This is a genomic window from Candidatus Gorgyraea atricola (genome assembly GCA_030765235.1).
GTDB lineage: Bacteria > Omnitrophota > Gorgyraeia > Gorgyraeales > Gorgyraeaceae > Gorgyraea > Gorgyraea atricola.
In genome coordinates this window covers 1-20,659 of record JAVCCW010000023.1, presented here as the reverse complement: position 1 = coordinate 20,659, position 20,659 = coordinate 1, and the positions used below count along the sequence as shown (strand labels likewise).

General features: G+C 41.2%; 1 protein-coding gene (cut by a window edge). It reads left to right on the top strand.

The genetic code is table 11. The annotated features are described in order from the left end of the window. The coding region annotated (locus P9L93_04725) for a hypothetical protein (protein MDP8230392.1) crosses the window boundary (this coding region is incomplete at both ends): on the top strand, positions 1–20,659 show 20,659 of its 45,667 nt. The annotated region extends 25,008 nt beyond the left edge of the window.

The window sequence follows — 20,659 nt, the reverse complement described above, 5'->3', positions numbered from 1 at the left end:
TGCTGATAAATATAGTAATATTTTTGATAGGCTTAAAGGGCTTGATGGTAGATATAACCAGATTGAAAGACAGCCTGGCCAAAAGCAATTGACTGATGAGAAACTTGGGGCTGAAAGAAAGCTCATGGCTGAAGTCGCCGAGGACCTGTTCAATAAGATCGATGAGGAATCTATTGCCAATAAAGAGGAGTTTAATGAAGCAAGGATGAACTATTTTGCAACAGCAGTGTATGGTGTAAGGGTTAAAGCCCATTATCTCCCAAGGAGCTTCAGAGTAGTATTGCAGATAGTAGGTCGCTGTGGAAGGAACGGTATGCTTGGAAAGGCATTCCAGAATCTTATGCTGGATGGAAGTGACTGGTATGCGATCGAAGAGGCCATATATTATAACAAGAAAAATCTAATTAGCCAGGAACTTGCAGGCATAAAGATGGGTAAGGTCCTTTCTAAGAAAGAAAGATTCCTGGAATTAGAAAAGGAGCAAAATCTTACCACAAAGGAGCAAAAGGAATTTGATAAACTGCAGGATTATTTTGTTGATTTATTTAATGAAACCCAGAAGGTCCTTAAGAAAAAAGATCTTGATCAGAAAAAGAAGACTAAGGATGCAAATGAGGTAGAGCATGATATTTCAGCAGATTGGTTTGAATCGCGTTATAACGATATATTAAAGGAAGGCGAAGATAGTCAGGCTAACATTGAGAGGTATTTTGATGGCGCTATTGATAAGATAGTAGATGAATTCTCAGAGACCATGCAGCACCTGGGAAGTGTAAAGAAGGCTGTGGCACAGAAGAAAAAGGCAGTAAGTGAACTTAGAGAGTCTCTGGAAAGACTTTTAGGCATTACCTTGGATAAAAAGACCTTTAATTTAGAGGAGCTTTCTAAGCTTTCTGATGACAAGCTCAAGAACTTTATCAAGAATAGTTTAGGCGCTTCTTCACAGGACAAGATGCGCGAACAGATCATGACAGCCACAGGAGAGGTATGGGTAGGTTATATTGAATTTGTAAAACAGTCCCACGAGAAGAACTTCAATAAGATGGGTAAGTTTACAAAGGAGATTAAGAAGAAATATAAAGACCTGAAGGAGAACCGTGATGTTCGTATCATAGAAGCACTTGTAAGCATCTCCAGAAAATCTGAGGAAGATAAGATTGCTGAAGAAAAGAAGGCAGAGAGAGAGCTTGCAGATAAGGCATTAGAAGACACCAAGTCTATCCTGAAGATAGAAGTAAGAGACATAAAGTCAGTCCTGACAAGTAAAGAAGCTGAGGCAAGAAAAGATGAGGGCAAGGTAGCTGCGGCAATAAAAGGTTCTGCAATAAAGGCAAAGGATTTTGTATTAAGCAGGATATTACACATCAAGGTTGCTAGGACAATCATAGGTGAGTCTTTATCCGGGGATCAGACAGCACACCATGAAGACAAGGCCCCGCCTGTAGTGGAGACAACAAGAAAGACTAAGGCAAAGGCTGAAACAAAGACAGAACAACCTGTTGTTGATATATTCGCGACCCAGATTGCTGACACAGCAAAGGTAGATGAAAAATCTAAGCTAGGTAAGGGCGTAATCGTAGGCGAGGGAGCTATAGTCATCGGTTGTATTATAGGAGATGGCGTTGTAATAGCTGCAGGGGCACTTGTTACAGGAAGCACGATCCTTTCAGGAAAGATAGGAGAAGGTTCAAAGGTAGAAAATGTAGTGTCTGATAAGGGTGTTAATATAGGTAAGAATGCCTATGTATCAAATGTAGTGACAGAGAATAAGATCATCGCAGGAGATAATGCACATATTGAAAATGTATCTGCTAAAGGCATAAGAGCAGGCAAGAATAGTTTTATCCAGGATATAGACGCGACTGGTGAGAACGTAAATGCTGGTGCTAATCAGCTCGTAAAGGATAATTTTGTAAAGATAGGTAAGAAAAAGACAGATACAGAAAGGGTTGAAAAAGATATACGCAAGTTGCAAGAACAAGGCATTAGTGTCAAGACACTGAGCTCGCAGATTACCATGCCAAAGATGATGGGTCAAGGCGCTTCTATAGGCAAGACATTATTCTCGCTTGGCCTGAGCATAGCTGCTTTTCTATGGGCACCGGCTTTATTACCCGTAGCTGTCTTAATAGGAATGATCATGCAGGGCCAGCTAAACCTCAAGAAAATGACTCTTAAAAAAGGTCTTATGCTGACAGGGATTTTGGCCATAGCCATAGCTGTGCCTGCATTAGAGCTAGTAACAAAAGTCCTTAATGTATTCTCACTTAGTGCTCCTAGCTTGATAGTAAGGATCTTAAGCCAGTTACCGACAAGCGCAATAATGCTTACCAAAGATAAGGCTCGCGCTGAGGACAAAGAAGGCCTTAAGAAGTTCAGGGCAAGGATATCAAAGACTATTTCAGGTGTCCAGAGCGAGTCTCCGTTATTCTCGATATTTAAGAATGCCATATCAGGCGCTTCTTCAAAGGATGTGAAGTCTGCATTAGTGGATTACAGGAATGTAGTCATAGACGGTACTGCTCCTGGTGGAGGCAAAGACCAGGATAAGTTTATCCTTAATCTAGTCAAGCAATACTATCTCTCAGACGAGGAAAAGAAAGAGCTTATTAAGGTAAAAGAAGAGCTTAACTTTATGAATATGTATAATAGCATGATTCAAGGCACTCAAAAAGAACCAGTGCAGCTATATAAAGGTATATGGACACCTGGCCAGATAATAACCCTTGATACAGTGTGGCGTCTCGGACGTAAGATGGGCATATCCAAGAAAAAGGCATATGCCATAGCCATAGGACAGACTGGCACAGAAAAAGAAAAACTCGTCAGGACAAACCAGAGGAGATTGCTTGATATAAATGCTAATTTAGCCAATTCATATGATGTGAGGGTACTGTCTGATTCTGAGACCATGAGCAAGGCCTTTGATGTCTATGATATGCTAAGCAATATAGATCCTGAATTCGCAGCATGGCTAATCACGCCAGCCAATCAATTGCCTGAAAAGCTTATGCAGATGAAAGAGAAAGATCCTGAGCAGTTTGAAAAGATCACGCAGATGCCAGAGTTTGCAGAGATGGCACAGATGAGCCACATGCCAGCCAATGCATTAAAGCTTTCTAATCTCTCCGGCAAGGAAAACAAGGCATATTCAGTTAAGCTGGCTAATAGCCTCGAAGGTCTTATGACCAGGGTAATGAAGGAGAAATCTAATGAGGAGAAATTAGGTATATTGAGTTCATTTGTAGGTGAACAAGGCTTAGGTGCCAAAGACATGGCTGCCAGGATGGAAAAGGCATGCAGTGTTTATGATTTTCTGACAAACGTTGCATATATAAATACAGCAGACATAACATGGGATACTGTTCAGAAATTAGAGAGTTTTGCTGAAATGACAGGCATTGATCCAGCTGTCGGGATAGCAATAAACGAATCCTTTAAGAAAATGCCTCAGGATAAGCAAATGGATTATTTGGTTAAAGTTAGCGAAGAAATGAAGAATCCTAAGAACAGGACTGCTGCAAAGGCAAGAAGGATAGCAAAGAAATTATTAGAGGCTCCAAAAGAGGCAAAGCCAGATGAATCAGAAGATTTAAAGAAGTCAGAAGAAGTGTTGCTTGTGAATGTGCAGTTGGCTCCAGGCGCTGATTTAGATCAGGCAGCAGATGCATTATTAGAATTACTAAATAACCCGCCTGCAGTAGCAACGCAAGATTCTAAGGCAGCAGGGCTTGCCCCAGCAGGCGTGGGTGCAGAATTAGAAAAAGACTCAGGAGTATTAACAGGAGCTGGCCAGCAAGATATCTCAGGCAGGATTCAGCAGCCAGTGGAGACTCCTGAAGGCATGGTAATGCCTGGTAGTCCTGTTTCTGCATCTGTGCGGAACCTATTAATAGATGGTCAGCAGAGTGATGTTGCATTGGACATGAAAAATATTGATGCAGGTATAATAGGCGAGGGCAGACTTACACCAAGCGATATAAGCAGTATAAGCAAGGAGACTAAGGCGCCTGCTATTATCGGAGCAGGAGGAGTTTTAGAAGACGCAGGCGCAGGCATGGATATAGGCAGTAAAAAAGGAATAGCGCCTGATACAGGTATACCAGGCGTGACATCCTCAGATCTTATTGCTCCATATATTATAGAGCGTGCACAGCAGTTGGCCAAAGAAGGAAAAGATGTAAGGATCTCAGTAGGTAATGTGTCTTTCAGCTTAAAGTATGACAAAAAGACAAATACATTCAGTCGCGCTGATAGAAGGACAGAGATAAAGGTGCAGGCAGAAGATGCTCAAATACAGCAGCTTGGTTATGATGAGACAGGTCTTGAGACTCAAGCAAAGGGTGAGATGCCTAAGGCTGTAAAAGTTGCAGAGATTAGCCAGATAGATGTTGGCGGCGAGACAATAGAGACATCTGCGGCTGAAGCTGCTAAGGAACTTCAGGTGGAAGACGGCCAGGATGATCAATTCAAGCTTGCTTATGATACCTCAAGAGGTCAATTTATAGTAGTAGGCTTACCAATAGAAGATGGCAAAGGCCCTGCCTTTAAAGTCAGCAAAAAAGTTCCAGCTGGAGTTAAACCTAAAACAGTTGGTACTGAAGATGGCTATGATGGGGATTGGAAAATTAGCGAGACTAGAGATGGAAGTCTAGCAGGTGCAAAAGGCGAAGACGGAGAAGAATTGACCAGCCCATCAGTCAAGAAGCCCACTCCTAGAAAATCATCATCTGCTGAGAGGGCCAGGGCAAGAGCTTCTCATAAGGCTATATTTGGCGTTGTGAAGTCTGCAGGCCTTGGTTTAGGAAAGTTAATAAAGGCATTCGGCAAGTTAAGGCCGAAGACAGAAGCAGACAATGCCATAGAATTGCCAGTTTCCAGGGCTGAAAGAGAAATAGATATAATTGAAGGAAGAGAAGATACCCAGATAAAGATCGCAATAGAAAAGATTACTGGAGCAAAGGCTAGATACCAGGATATGGTTGCATTAGGGATTGCTCATGAATGGTTAAATGATGCAGTAAGAAATGGTGAAAGGGGTAGCCCTGAAATTGACAGATTACTCGCTTCTAAGGAATCTCAAAAACTCCCCTTAAAAACATTGCTTTTCTTCACACTCCTCAAGCAAACCTTAGAGTTAGAAGGCATGCCGAATCAGGCCAATGTAGACATATTTGTCGAAAAGGTTTTTGATGATGCCAAGGCCATACTAAGCTCACCTATATATAAGATGCTTCGAGATGATCCTTCAGTGTCACAATCCATCATAGAGATGCTTTTTGGAAAAGATGTAAAGAATACTAAAGGAATTACAGCTGAGATAGCTATTGGCGCGGTCTCAGCTGTTAATTGTGGAGTACATTCGCTTAGTGTTGTGCTTGAGCAGTGGGGAGGCGGAAAGGTTACAAGAAATACATTGGCAAAAGAGATGAGTGATGAGCTTGTGAACATGATTAAACTGGGCCTGAGTGACGCAACCATGCTTAAGAATCTAATGGAAGGCAAGATTAACAGCAAATTGATCAGTAAGGTAGCTGCGAAACACGGAGTCAGTAATGCAAAATTAGTCAGTATAAATATAGATGAGATAGAGAGCTTAGGCACCAATTTTATTCTCTTGGTGCCTGACCATTTCATGCCAATAGTTGGAGCATATAGTGATAGAAAAGGCGAAAACTACTTTGTAACAAGGACATTAGATGGGAAAGACGTAGCTATAAGCAAACAAGAGATACTCCAGAAGCACTGGAGAGGAAGAAATATCTTTGCGATTATCCCTACTGACGAGCATAAAGCTGAACTAGAAGATTATTATGGCGGATCTCCAGAGCTAAGCTCATTATTCAAGACCACTGTCCTGATAGATAATTCTAATACAAACGTAGTAAAATATTTTAAAGGGTACTCGGAAGACCCTGCCAGTCTAACGAGCAACGACCTCACCCCCGAAGCTCCGAGCATCCGGTCGATCTTGAAAAAGACTTGGACCAAGACCATGGCTAAGCTTAAGAAGAGAGTTTCTGTTAAAGAGGAGGGCGCCCCTGTTGTTGCTAAGACAGACACCGGCCTTGCCCCCGCAAAAGCCGCGGGCGCCCTTATTCCTCGCTTGTCATTGCGAGCCAAAGCAGACGCTATAGGTACTCGCTCCATAAGGAGAATGTTTGGTTTACTGTTGATACCATTGGTCAGTCTGATGATATTCTTCTCATCTTGTACTATTGACAAAAAAGATATAAGTAAGGCTGCTGGTAAGAAAGACACAGCTGAGGTTAAGAAGAGAAAGATAAGGAATTATTTTTCAGGGTTTAAGCCAGATGTTGACAAACTATTTTCCTCAGAAACAATAGGAATGCTGAATGAAATATTAAATAATTTCGAATACAATGAAACTTATGTAGGGAAATCTGTCGTTAAAATTGCTAATAGAGATGGTAGTCGCACATACGAAGTTGATCTTGGTAAGACTAGAGTCGTTGGACATAACTGGTTTAGTTTCGAATTTGGAGTATGGGAAAAGGTTGGCTGGATACGTAGCGATGGCGGTAGAAAAGACTACTCTAGAGGCGAAGCAGCGCCGCCTGCATCAGCAGGACATCAAGGTTTGAGATCAGTTATATTACCTGAGATTAGCAAGAGACCTAGAGATACCAAAGAGTTTATATTGAAGGAAATAGCATTACATGAATTCCGACATATTGGCATTGATGAAGGCTTAAATAAAGATAATGAATTATATAACGGTTTTATTGATGAACTAGGTAAAGATAAAGCCCGTACCGTATGGTTTGCTTTAGATGAATTTATATGTCATAACGAAGGATTAATGAAGGCAGGAGAAATAGACCTTAAATCATCCAATCCAGTATTCTATAGAAAATGGGAAAAAGCTACTTTAAAGAAGATTAAAAAATACAGAAGAGCTATCCCTGATGAGATATTTGAAAGATTAGAATACACGCCATCCGATAAATATCAGGCTTACCTTGAAAAAACAGGCAAAGCAAGGTCTAAACGCAAAACCGCAACTTCTAAGCAGCCTATGATGCCTAAGGTGGCAGCTGGGATAGCAGTATTATTTGCTGGGATTGGTATAGTGGGTCTGCTCAGTGCGCTGGGTATTGACATTGGCGGCATAGACTTATCGACTATAGTGAATAGGACAATGATACTTGTTGGCTCGTTCAGCTCTGCAATGTTTACTGCTCTATCAGTCATGCTTAAGAAGGCCAAGGATATAAAGAACTTGGACGAGATACGCGCAGGGCCGCCGTCTATAGAAGATCTGCACCCTTCCATTAAAAAGGCCATTGAGGAAGGCAAGGTAGTTTTAGACAATAACAATAAAGGCAAGGGCCCTTATTATTATGATCCTACAGACAGAAACGTACATTATAAGACCTTCGTAGATGATAGAGACAATCAAATACCTTTAATAGCCCAGTATCCTAAGCCAATCCAATTCCTAATCTATAGAAAAGAGACAATCCAGCAAAGAATGGCAGCAAAATATGACACTGGCTTCTGGACGAATGAGGTAGCTTCCTGGGCTAGTGTAGCAGTAGGACTTATACCTTTATTGATATATGACATCCTGAGAGGTTGGAACGAGAAGATTTCTATTGTAAAGCTCAGCGTTCTTTTTGGAGTGCTTTGGCCTATTGCGACTGTGGCATTAGTTGCCCTCGTGCCTAGTTTTGGTGTTGTTTCTTCTGCAGGCCTTTTTGGCCTTGTAGTTGTAAAGGCAATAATAGGCTTAAGCTTTGCTAATGCATTTATGAATTTCCTGGCCAGCTCTGGAGTTAAGTTCCTGCGTCAGAAGGGAAGGATCTATCGTAACTCTTCAGCAGAAGAAATACGCCAGTGGCTTAAGGATGTTGGGGAGACAGGAGATTTAAGCGCCTATAGCCAGAAAAAACTTTACAGGATGTGCCAGGATATACATAAGATCGTTGTTGAGAATAAACAAACAGTAGATGCCAAGCTAAAGGGACCAAAGGTGCCCATGAAGGAAAAGCTCAAGAGGCTAGGCCAGGCTACCATGCATGAGATCAAGGATTTAAGGAAAAATCCTAAAACCATACCTTTTAAGCTTGCCAAGCTTCCCGCTGTTCCTTTTAAGATTACTATGAAAGTAGCTAAAAAAGGCTTGCACCTCATGGATATGTTCTTTACAGCATTTTACCGTTACTTTGCCGCTATTAACCTTGCCAGTGATTATAGAGACGTAGTAGAGAAATATGCAAAGGATGAGATCCGAGAGATAGTAGAGACAGATATTGCCAGGTTAGATAAAGATGGCAGGGTGATACTTGAGGGCGAAGAAGATTCATACATGCGAGCCACAGGGTTTAATAGATTCACAAACCGCTTAGGTGATGCGTTTGTTAAGAATCAGTTCATGATGATGCTTTCAGATATAATCTCTAACGATGTTATTCTCCGGGCTACTCTAAGATTTTTAAAACGCAGGTCTGTGATGTTTATTATCAGCGGCATAGGTACAGGTGTAATGTTTGGCTTGCTTGGGGGTGGAGACGTTTTGACGACACTGCTCCCTGGATCTGATGCCGTATCCACGTTTTTAAGTACAATACTCCCAGGGACTGGTGATGCTGCATCTACAGCTGCCCATGGCGCTGCAAAGTTCCAGAATAGTTTTAGTATCCAGGGTATGGCATCACCTATCTTTACAGCACTCGGACTTAACCTGACCAAGTTCTCGCGCAAGGCAAAGGAAGAAAGATGGGCTAAAAAACATCTCCTGAACAGCAAGGAATGGAATGACCAGACAAAGCTTATAGGGGACCCTAAACTGGAAAAGGTATTAGGCAGGTTCGGCGGTTATAATTTCGAGGCCATACGCAGGATGTTAAATACAGCATCAGCCAATAAAGACAAGCTTACCCAGCAGACAATTAACATGCTCGTAAAGGCCTTGAGTGATGATCTCTTAAAGGGAAGAATCAAGGCCTCTAAAGTACAGAAAGAATGGATGTATGGACAAATCAGGAACTTATCCACAGAATACCAGAAGAAAGAGATCTTAGAGAAAAAGGAAGATTTAAGAAAGTGGCATAACATTGTTTTAAGGGGCATAGCAAATACTCTGGCAAGTTCATTAAAGATATTCACAGTGCCCAACTTAGCAGCTATTCTCCTTGCGGCAGGCGGCATATGGTTCGTGGAGTTTGAGATTGCAGGAGTACTACAGGCTGCTCATGGATTGGATGTTGTTTTGGGAGGGGCCCTTGGTATAAAGAGTTTTGGCGCTATTCATTATTTAGCAGGCATGATAGAGGGAGATGAAGGAGCTATTTCCCTGGGTGGCAGGGTAGGAGACATATTTACGACTATTACACATGTTGATGTCAGTGATATTTTTTATAAGTTTAGCGGAGGAGATTTTGTTGATATAAAGGAAGCCCAGCAGTATGCGTCGGTATCTGCACAGATCAGAGGCCTTGAGAAGGAGATTGCAGACTTGCCTACTACAGAAACGCTGCAGGCCATCAAAGAAAGGGCTAAGGAAGGGAAGCTGGATGAGAATGATAAGGATTTACTAAAGAAAATTGCAGCCAGGCAGTTAGAGAAAACAAAAGAAACCATAAAGACAGTTGAGGAATTAAATGAGCAGAATGAAAAATTGGCTGCATTGAAATCTAAGGTAGAGAGAAAAGAAGTCTTATCAAGCGAAGAAGAAAAAGAGATTTTTAGTTTATTAAAGAAATCAAGGCCTGATATAGAAGCTGAGATCAAAGGTAAGAAAGCAGGCGCATATAATGCCCTGGTCTATTTGTCATACATGACTGAAAGCAGCCTGAAGAGCTACTCATCATTAGAGGACCTTGAGGTAGGAATAAACAGCCTCCAAGATGTAGAAAATCTTGAGCCTGAGAAACTCTCAGAGTTGGTAAGTACCGAAGATAACTATCTGAAGCAGCTAAAAGAACATAAGGGAGAGACTGAAAAATATGCTGCAGACCTAAAGAAACCCAAGGAAGAGACCCCTGACGAAGAAGAGATTGAGGAAGAACGCGAAGAAGGTAAACCTGTATTAGCAGACCGTGCAGACCGTGATATCAGGGAATCACATGAAGTTCAAGTTTTAAGCGCAGGATCGGGTCCTGGCCCAGATCCAGAAGACGAAGAGGGAGAAGAGGTCTATAAGAATGAGCTTGGAGAGTGGATTGATAAGGGACCACGTGAAACTGAGTATGAACCGCCATACGATCCTTCTGCAGGGTCGCCTCCTCCTCCACCTCCTGATCTGGAAAAGACATTGCATAAGCCTCTCCAGCTTATGGGTCCAGTCAAGGACATGGCAGAAGGCTGGAATTTGGATAAGAAACCAGGTGAAAAAGGCTATGTACATCCTGGCACAGGAGAAGGTGCTGTACCAGCGCCAGTACAGAGAAGGGAAAATGCAAAAGATCTTGCCAGAGATGGCGGGTCTCTGAATATTATCTGCAAGGGAGACAAATACAATGCACCTTACAGATATGAGAACAAAGATATGAGCATTGTAGGCGGAGAGATACGTTATACACAGAAGCAGGTTCTTAGAGGCCTTAAGACAGGCGAGTTTAAGATCAAGGGTATTAGTAAAGAAAAGTACGAAAAGATCTATAATCAAGACGAGTATAAGACAGGCGACTACGAAATAATCCATGTCAAAACCGACGGGAAGGACGAGAAAATCACGACCCTTGGACACCTGCACCAGAAAGGAAGACTGTTATACTTCAATGAATCAGGTAGCAAAATACTTAATGAATGGGAATTGGCACAGTTGACTGATGTTAAGAGGGTTAGTGATGAAGAAGATAAAGATGATGATGGCCGCTCCGGAGCTAACATCAGGATCTTTCTCATAGATAAGGGTGTAGATGCACAGGGTATTTCCACTGTGGAAGAGGTTATCAAAGCTAAAGCTCACGAAATAGAGAGCGGAGTAAATATTGCCATGCAGAAGATGAAGGAGCAGTTAGAGGATATAGAGATCAATAATAGAAAGATAAAATGCAAGGCCAAATTAAGATATGCAACTATACTGGGAGAAAAGGAATTTACATATTATGAATATGAATCCAAAGTAACTAAGAATGCATTAGGAGAAGACGAGATAACATGGGAGAGAACAGAAAAGACCAAACCAGTATTGGTTGTAAAGGCGTGTTTTGAGGACAAGGCAGCACTTGACAGGGCTATAGCGCGCAAAGAGGTGAAAGAAGGAGAAGCTATTCTTGGAGATGACTATTCACCTGTAATTGACGGCAAGGCCTATAGTGGGGATATCCTTGCAATAGAGCACGATGATGAATGGATGCCCACCAAGGTTTATTACCAGGATAGCGATAAGAGCGTTTCAGATGTTATAGATGATATACAGAAAAAATCAATGTATAGAGTGCTTTACTCTCAAAAAGGCGGCCAGGTTGTGGATAAATGGCTGCCTTATGAAAATGTCGGACGCGTAAAGATCCTGGATATAGCAAGTAAAGATGGTTATTCAATTGAATTAAGCACAGAGGCCCTATTAGAAGACAAGGACCAGGCAATGCGCGATGATGAATGGCTGGATGAGGAAATCAGGCGGGCTGACATAGCGTTAGGGGAGCTGCAGCATCAACAGCCATCAGCAGAAAATACCCGTATGAAGAGGGCTAATATAGCAAGATATATCCTTGCCTTAAAAGCCCCGCCATATATTGGAGATTATAAGATAGCTGCTGAATTTAGAAAGGCTGCTGAAAGATACGATGAGATAAAAGAGATTGCCATGGTTAAGGGAGATAATTTTGGCGCAGGTGCCAGGAAGACAGGGGATGCAGCATCAGGAGATGAGTCTAAATTCTATTTTGAATATTATTACTATCAAGGAACAGCAGAATTACCACCAGAGGTGGAAAAGGTTGAGGCAGGTAAGGTCCTGGAATGGGTCAGGGAATTAATTGGCAGTGAAGAAAAGATACCCGAAAGGATATTTTCTAAGGAGCCTGGCAAAACAGGCTGGGTGCTTTTTGGAGAGAGGTCTCAAGACCCTAGGATTACGTTAATAGAAGAGATGATGTCTAATAGTTCGACTTCAGGCATAGGGGACTATGAAGGAATGGACGTAACGACTAACCTGACTACCCATCGTGATGCAATAAAATTAGGCATTGGTGCAGTTGAGGATGCTGAGAAGCGCCTGTCCAGAGAGGCAGGGATTAAAGGTTCGTTTAAGGATCCTGTGCAGTACAATGCTACAGAGAACACTTACTACTACCAGCGCGATGGAGATCTATATAGGAGCACTATTGTACAGGGTACTAATGTAGCTATTAAGGATTATGAAGATAGAATAGTTGACGTAGGTTTGGCTATAGATAAATATAAGATGGCCTTGCAAGAAGGCGGCACAATAGCGTCTGATATAGAGATGGGCGAGCAGCACAAGGCCGAGATAAACGAGCAGAGGACTCGGTACTTAAAGTTTATGGAAGATTTTGGATATGATCCTGATGTTCCTGGAAGTCTTGAGGCTGCAAAAAAGAATTATAGAGATCAGCTACTGTTAAATACCGAGAAATATCTGAAAGCATTAGGAATAAAAGATAAAGAGTGTAAGGGTTATACCATTACAGAGTTAGCAAAGTACAAGCCTGAGCTATTCCAGAAGTTCTTAGATGTCGAGGCAAAGCACATAAAGTCAAAGATATACGCTGACTTAAAGAAAGCAATAAGCAATCAATACATAACTACATGGGCCAAGCTCTGGGAGACAATAGAAGAAAGTACTTACCTTACTGCAGAATATAGAAATATGCCGCATTTTAAGACTGAATTCCTGCCAGGATTGCGATGGCTGCTACCTGTAGATTACAAGAAGGATGGCACTGAGATTGCTATAAGGTCCTCAGGAGGAATGAATTTCACTACCTCTAAGCAGCACGAATTGCGCCTTAAGGGTATACGCGAGGACTTAGAGAAGCTATACATGGACAAGATTATCCTTGAGCAGGGCGGTGACACTGAGTGGGCATTAGAACAAGGCCCGAAAAACATAGATGACGAGATAAAAGAAGTACAGGATCTATTGGATATATTAGATCAGCCATTTAATGCCATAAGAAACCAGTTCATGGACTTTATGTTTCATGCCTATGTTGATATAGGCGGAGGCGCAAGGCTTAAGTTCTTAGCAGAGACTGCCTCTGCAGCAAAGCTTGATGCTACTAAAGGAGATTACTGGAAAGAGCATTACGAGTTCGGCGTAAATTTCCCAAGCGGCTTTGGTTATAGCAACTTAATAACTGATATAGGGATTGGGGTTACGCGATTTGATCGAGATCATGCTAAGTTAGGGATTAGTAGTGGTGCAAGAGGATTAAGCGGGCCAGCAAGACAGACACTTGGACTTAAGTTCCAGCGTATACCAATAGCGCCTCATGGACTTACTTTAGAGCCTGTAGATCTTGGCGTAGAAAACACTAAAGAGGGGATATCTCCCTATATAACCTTGCCGCTAACTTACTCAACAAAAGAAGAATTCAGTAAGGAAAGCTTGTTAAAAGCCAATGCAGAAGTGACCGCGAGCTTAAATCGTATAACATGGAAAGCTGGCTTAGAATACGGCACATATACTCCTGAGAGAGCAGCAAAGGTCTATTCAAGTATTTCTCCCGTATCTGTTGAACTAGGGGCAAACGTTAGATTCGAAGAGACTTCTTTTGGCGCGAGCTATAGTTATGTTAAAGATGGAGACAAGTATGCAGAATCACCATTTACACCAGGTTCTGCAGTCCAGGTCTCTGTGCAAAGACCCTGGCTTAAGGTAGATTTTGGTATAGGAAAAGAAGGCTTTAAAAAACTAGGCATGGAACTCAATTTTATAAAGCTACTTAGCGGTACTAAACAAAAAGTAAGAGACCTTGATAGAGAGATTTATAATATCAGAAAAGAGATGGAGGCGAAACCGGTAGAAAAAACAGCAAGGGATGAAGAGAGGGAAGATCGCAAGGTTACCGAGGCGCCTTTTGATGCTGATGTAAGTGAACCACAGATTGATGGCGATTTTGCAAAATCTGTAACAGGATGCCAAGCATTAGTAGCTCGAGCAGGAGCTCTTGATGGCCTAACAGAATCTGATAAAAACCAGATAAAAGAGATAAATAGGATTATTAACCAAGGTATTCTCCTTGATGAAGAAGGTGAGCCTGCAAAAAGAGACTTTACTTACGGAAGCTATGCAGGTGCAATAGCAAGGGGCCATTATTTTAATATAGTTGAAGGCCTTGCAAATAGACTTACGAAAGATAATGTAGACGAGACTCTTAGATGGTATAAACAGCTGCTTCTGGACATAGATTATTCAGATGGCCTTCAGGATGCTAAAGATGAGTTTGACCAGGCTGGTACAGATAAGAAGAAGGCAGCAGCCATTAATAAGATTAAGACCTGGATAAAAGTGCCTCCAAGTGACTTTACATGGACATTCATTAATCCTAGCAACGGCATAAAGATAACAGTAGAACCAGGCTTTAAGAAATTCGTGCACATAGATGAGGATGGCTACCTGGCAGAAGGTACACAGGAAAAAGTGATAGGTGATGTGGTGGTATATCTAGTAGAAGACAGCTTAGGCAAGACACAGCGCATATATGTAAATCCTAAAGGCCAGACAGTAATGAAGATCGAATATAATCATGACATGAGCGATTATACCGTATCTTACAACATAGAATTCCTCGAAGGCACAAACATAGCACTAAAGAGCATGACAGTTGATAAAGAGGGCTATGCAGCTGTAAGAGAATTCGAGATGAAGAAAGACAAAGCTACTATACCAAAACTTAACGATGACGGCACCTTTAAAGTAAACGCTGCAAACAGCCTATTCAAGTGGATAGAAAACCCAAATAACTATGGCCAGCCAGTTAGGGTAATCAAAGGAGAAGGTACGCTTGACGAGAACATAACTACAACAGATGAGGATAAGTTTGTATCCAAGTATTCAGTCGAAGCGATTGAGGCAAAGACTGTATGGACAGAGGGTTCTGCCCGAAAAGAAGACGACATTGTTGTTAATAGAGAATTGCAGAAAGTGGACGGAAAATACAAGAGAGATAGTGCTGGCAACCTTGTATATAATGTTACGTATGCTAATGCTGCTGACCGCGTTATTGATTATCTAAGAGAGTATTTTAATTTCAAGAGTCAACCAGTAAAAGCCATTGGCTATGAAGTGACAACTGATAATACAGAATTTGCATATGGTACAGACATGGCTACGAAGTTCACAGCCAAGTCTCGTCGCAGTGGACTCCGATTGTACAAAGGTGAAACAAAGATAGAAGAGCTTGGCCTAAAGAAGCTCGAGGATATTATAGGAGATGAACATGCCGAGGAGTATAGAAATAACAATAACTGGCCGGTTGGTAAAGAGAGATATGTAATCCATACTATATTACATAGGCCAGTGGATGTGAATAGGGCTCTTATTAGGACAGATAAAGGCTGGGAAATGAGTGATATAATGGCCAACCACAGAAGCAGATTTAAACATGATACAGATGTATATCAGCTTCTTTCTGGCCGCAAGATCAAGACAGAAGAGTTTGCTTTTGGTATAAGGAAGAGTATCCAGAGTCCTACCATGCGCTTTATACCATATTCTTATATAGATGGCTCTATACATCCAAAAAATGGTGTGATTGAAGAACGCAATATGCGTACGGGAGAATGGCTGGGTGAAGGAGATAGAGGCAGTTCAGCATGGACAGTCCTTGATAACCCTGTTACTGATAACCTGGGCCGGCTTACTAGATTTCCAGGGGTAGATGGCAGCCTTATGTATGATATGCACGGTGATAAAGACACAGAATATCAAAATGCCTTTAATTCAAAGGACCAGAAATTTTTCGAAAGAGCTGTAAAAGAGGTGAATATATTCGATTCTGCAATATTTAGCGATAGAGAGCTTTTTGATTCTGGATTTCGTGAGGACAGGAAACGACTTGTAGAATTATTTTTCGACAAGCTTCTAACCAAGCCAAAAAGAGACTTGGAAGCCAAGGATATATATACGGCAGACCAATTGTTTAGCAAGATATACGAGTACCTGGGTGCTAATCCTGATAAAGCACCTGTAGATTATTTCAAGGATGAGCTTGGCTTGACAAAGGCGTCTTTGGATCCAGATCAAAAGATAACTCAGTACACATGGAATGTCTCTTTTATTAATGTAAATGGCGGCGAAGACACTATGGCAGATTGTTTTGTAAGGGCTGAGTTTACAGGAAGTAAACCTGAAGTGTCGATGATAGCTGCATTGCTACTGGACAAAGACGGTAATCCTGCCATGGCTTATGATCGTACATCAAGAAAGTGGTATTTTAGATACATAGCCATGTTTTACGGCTCATATGAGTTTGGAACACGCGGATTAAAAGAGATTCATATCTCAGCAAACGGCGAAGAAGGATCTGTATTTAATATATCAAAGGATAATTTTAATTCTAAGATGTATCGAGAATTTCAGGTTAATTTCCCCAACAAGATAGAGCTTGATTTATTTAGACCAGACACTGGTGAGGATAATAGCATAAAATTAGGTACAAATTATCATAAAGGTCACTGCCATATCCCTAAGCCTTTTGATGTTGAGACAAGAGAAAATGATGATATTATTGACCCACTGCCTGACTGGTTTAATTATGGAGGGGTAGTAAAATGGCCTTATAATTCTCCCCCAGGTCCTAGGGATGATGATCTACATGAGTGGCGTTTAAGAGGATATAAGAGTAAATTTGATCGCACCTACGATAAAGTCAAGGTTGATAAGGTTAAGGAGGCCAAGGAAGCTGAGAAAGCAGCCAAGAAGGCAGCAGCCGAGGAAGCAGCCAAGAAAGCAGATCGCACAAAGACCAAGTCTGATACAACAGAGAGCGGCAAGCCTAGTAGAAGAACGACCCCACCTGATACGACAAGAACAAAGACTAAGCCTGATTCAACAGACAGCGGCAAGCCTGACAGAAGAACATCTTATAATGAGCCTATTGATACATCAGCGCCATCTTTTGTAGATGACATTATAAATCTTATTTTACCTACTGTAAGTTATGGAAAGACAAAAGAGACTACACAGCAAGATGATAGCTTGCCTCCAGATGATTCTGAACCCAGTGTCGCATCCAGCTTACTAAAGGACATAAAAGAACATCCTATTATTGCAGATTTTCTTTCTAAACTCCAGAAAAAACAAACAGAACTCCCACCGCTTTATGCATGGGATGTACCCACAGGCCCTCCTAGGCAGTATGAGGTAAGATATATAGATGGCAAGCCTTTTAGGTATGAAGTAGGGTATGCAAACGGCGTTAAAGTAGATCGCGAAGTAAATATTCTTAAGGAACATCAACCAGGAGCTGTATATGAGACACCTGCTAATGGAACATTACAGGGAGATTACAGCATGGATATGTCTTACTGGATTAAATCATTATTACCTGAGGAACAAGGAGGTTTTGACCTGGGCAGGATATTAGCTGCTGACCCGTTTAACAACAAGTCCTTTAGGTTCTACGAGTTTGGTACATCAAGATATGATGTAAAAAGGACAAAGGACATAATGAGGTGGAATTTCTATAATGGAGGCGGGCAGTGGATAGCCCTGGGTCATTTTGCAGGTGAGCATAAAGGCGAAAAAGATGCACGCCAGGATAGAATCCAGAATCTGGATGAATATGCAAAATATGTAAGGACATGGTCACCCGAAGAATATGTATCAGATTTCTTCGTATCTAATGAACCAAATCTTTTTGCAAACGAAGATGGCAATGGCAATGGAGTCGAGGGAAGAAAGGCAAAATACGATTGGGGACATCCTAAGCTATCTGGTTTTCAGAATCTCACGTGTGGTAGAGGTAAGCTAGCTGAGAAAGAGGTAGTAGTAGAGGCAACAGAGAATTTCTTCAGACTCCTTAAGAAACACGAACTCGTGGATGAAGACTATGAATATCCAAAATACACGTTAAATTATGAGGATGTAGAGTCGTTCTTAGGTAAACTATCCCCTGGCTATGAATCATTTCTACAGTCTGCTGCAGAGGAATATTGCAGTAAATACAAATATACAGAGCTTACGCCGGAACAACAGGTAAAAAACTTTAAAGAGTCGCTTATACCAGGAAAACATATTTTCTCTATAGTGCTTGGGAATTGGACACCTCATGCCAGCGATCTGTCCACAGAGGTTATTGCTGCCAACACCTTGAAATTCCTTGAAGGCCAATTTGAAGTAAATGGAAAAGATGCAGTAAATCAAAAGCTTAGAGAAGACGAGGCTGAGAAGCTTTTTGCTGCATTAGGAGATACGTTTTTAAAGCCGCTGGAAAAGAGTGGCTTGAATAGAGAGAAACAAAAGGAAAATATCGCTAAGATAGGGATTAAAGAATGGAAGAAGGAACTTGAAGACAAGGGCCTCTTGGATGACTATGAAGCTGCTGTAACCGTATATGAGGATGCTGCGCAAGAGGAGTACAGGCAAGGTGCAGAAGGTATGATTCGTTTTATCAAGACGTTTGAATATAGACTGGATAAAGACCCGAACCTAAAGGGTAATTGCTTAGAGGTAATGGATTATATAGATAGTTATGCTGTGAATGACTTTGAAGACAGTAAGCAGCTTTCAATCAATAAATTCGGAGTAGAAACAGGTAAGCCAGTATATTTTAGTGAATACGGAAAAAGCAGCTATGGAATAGGCGAAGACGAGCAGAGGAAGAAAAATTATGAGCAGTGGCAGAATATAGTGAGAAATCTTCCAGGCTCAAATACAGGATATTGCTGGGGAGGTTATTTATTTGAAGTGCAGGATGTGCCTGCAAAGATCAGTAGTGAAAAGCTGCTTGGAGAAAAAGGCGGACATTTTGGCATTGGAAAGATACTGAATGATAAATTTGTCTTTAAGAAGTCAGGCATTGATTCGACACAAAACAATATCTCCAGCTTTACTATTCCTGGCCTGGATATGTCCAGGAGCGATAGTACTGCGCTTAAAAAGCTAGATCCAGAGATAGTCAAAAATATGTTCAAACGTATTAATGATGCACTTACCAGGCATTATATCCCTAAAGAAGGCTTGGAGTCAGGATCTTATGTATGGGGTTTTGGCGAAAAAGGTGTTCCTCCAGACTATCTTAAATTACAGGTTACCCCAGACGGCAGTATATTTTTCCATGTGCTTGACAAGGAGCTCTATAAGGATAAAGGTAGATTCTGGGACATTGATGATAGCGGAAATAAATACAGAGATATAACCATAGAAGACAAAGATAGAGTTCCCTTATTCATAGAGCGCAGGTCGGAAAAGACAAACAAGGTACAGTCAATAACCTATGTGAAGGATAATAAAAAGGTGTTTATTGACAATACAGGAGAAGAATCAAGGCCTAAGTATGCTGTTGATACTAAAGGGAAAAAGGGAATTACCATGACAGTGCAGGATGCCTCTGGCCGAGATATAGAAGTTAAGAATGTAATAGAGACATACCAGAGCAGGACAATAGTCATAGGTACAACTAAATACATAACTGTAACTGCCAATGATTTGGTAGATAACACTGAAAAGATAACTATATATACTGACAATCCTGAACTGCCTGTATTTTGCGAGATAAATGATGTGTATTACGATACGCAGGTCCAGGCAGGACAGAAGCGTAAGTATAAAGAAATTATCTTGTTTGACAGGCCCTATAGCCCTGTAATTACCTTTAGACAGGATACAGGCGAGATTAATAAGTATCACTGGGTAGTCAAGGATCCTAAAGACGAAAAAGCAGGCACATATCTTATGAGTATTGATCCTGATTATAATATTAACATAGAGAAATATATGGCCTTTGGAACAAAGACATGGAGGGCCAAGGATAGATTTTCGCATATACAGATGGATAATCAAGGAGATCCTTCACAGGAAAAAAACCTTGCTTATGAAAACATACCTGCCCAGATTTTTTACTGGTTAGGCCTGGCACAGGAGCCAGAGGCACCTACAGGGATAATAAAGGAAACATTAGATAAAGGCCCTATTGCTGTTTCAGATGATATCCTAAAAGGCCTTAGCGCTTCTACAAAGAAATACTTGACTGGAAAGACAAACGCCAGTGTGCATGAATTACGATTTAGTCTAGCAAGTAAAGATATAAAAAAACTACCAGAAGAAGTTCAGATTGAACTGGGAGATTACTTGAAAAAACCTTTCAAAACAAGGATAAGGGAATATTGTAAGTTTATAGAGAAGGGTTACTTTGCCAGGTCTAAGGAAGTCTTAAAAACTCTTGAGATTTTTGCAGAAGAGGGGTTTCTGGAGTTCTACTGGAAAGACATAACTGCTGCCAATGAGAGGACAAGACTCTATGATGCTAAAAAGAATGATCTAACCATGAAAGTATTTTTCGATAAAGATAACAAGATGACTACTACTAATCAGGCATTAAATATGCTGCTTAACATGAGGAATCTATATGACAAAAATACAAGATGGAATATAGAGGATCAGTTTAGCTTTTTCCTTGAATGGACATTAAAGAGAACAGAAGATGATAAGCTTTATGCACCATTTACATATAGTGTTAAGTTTGATGAAGATGCCAAGGAAATAAGGGAAGAGGAT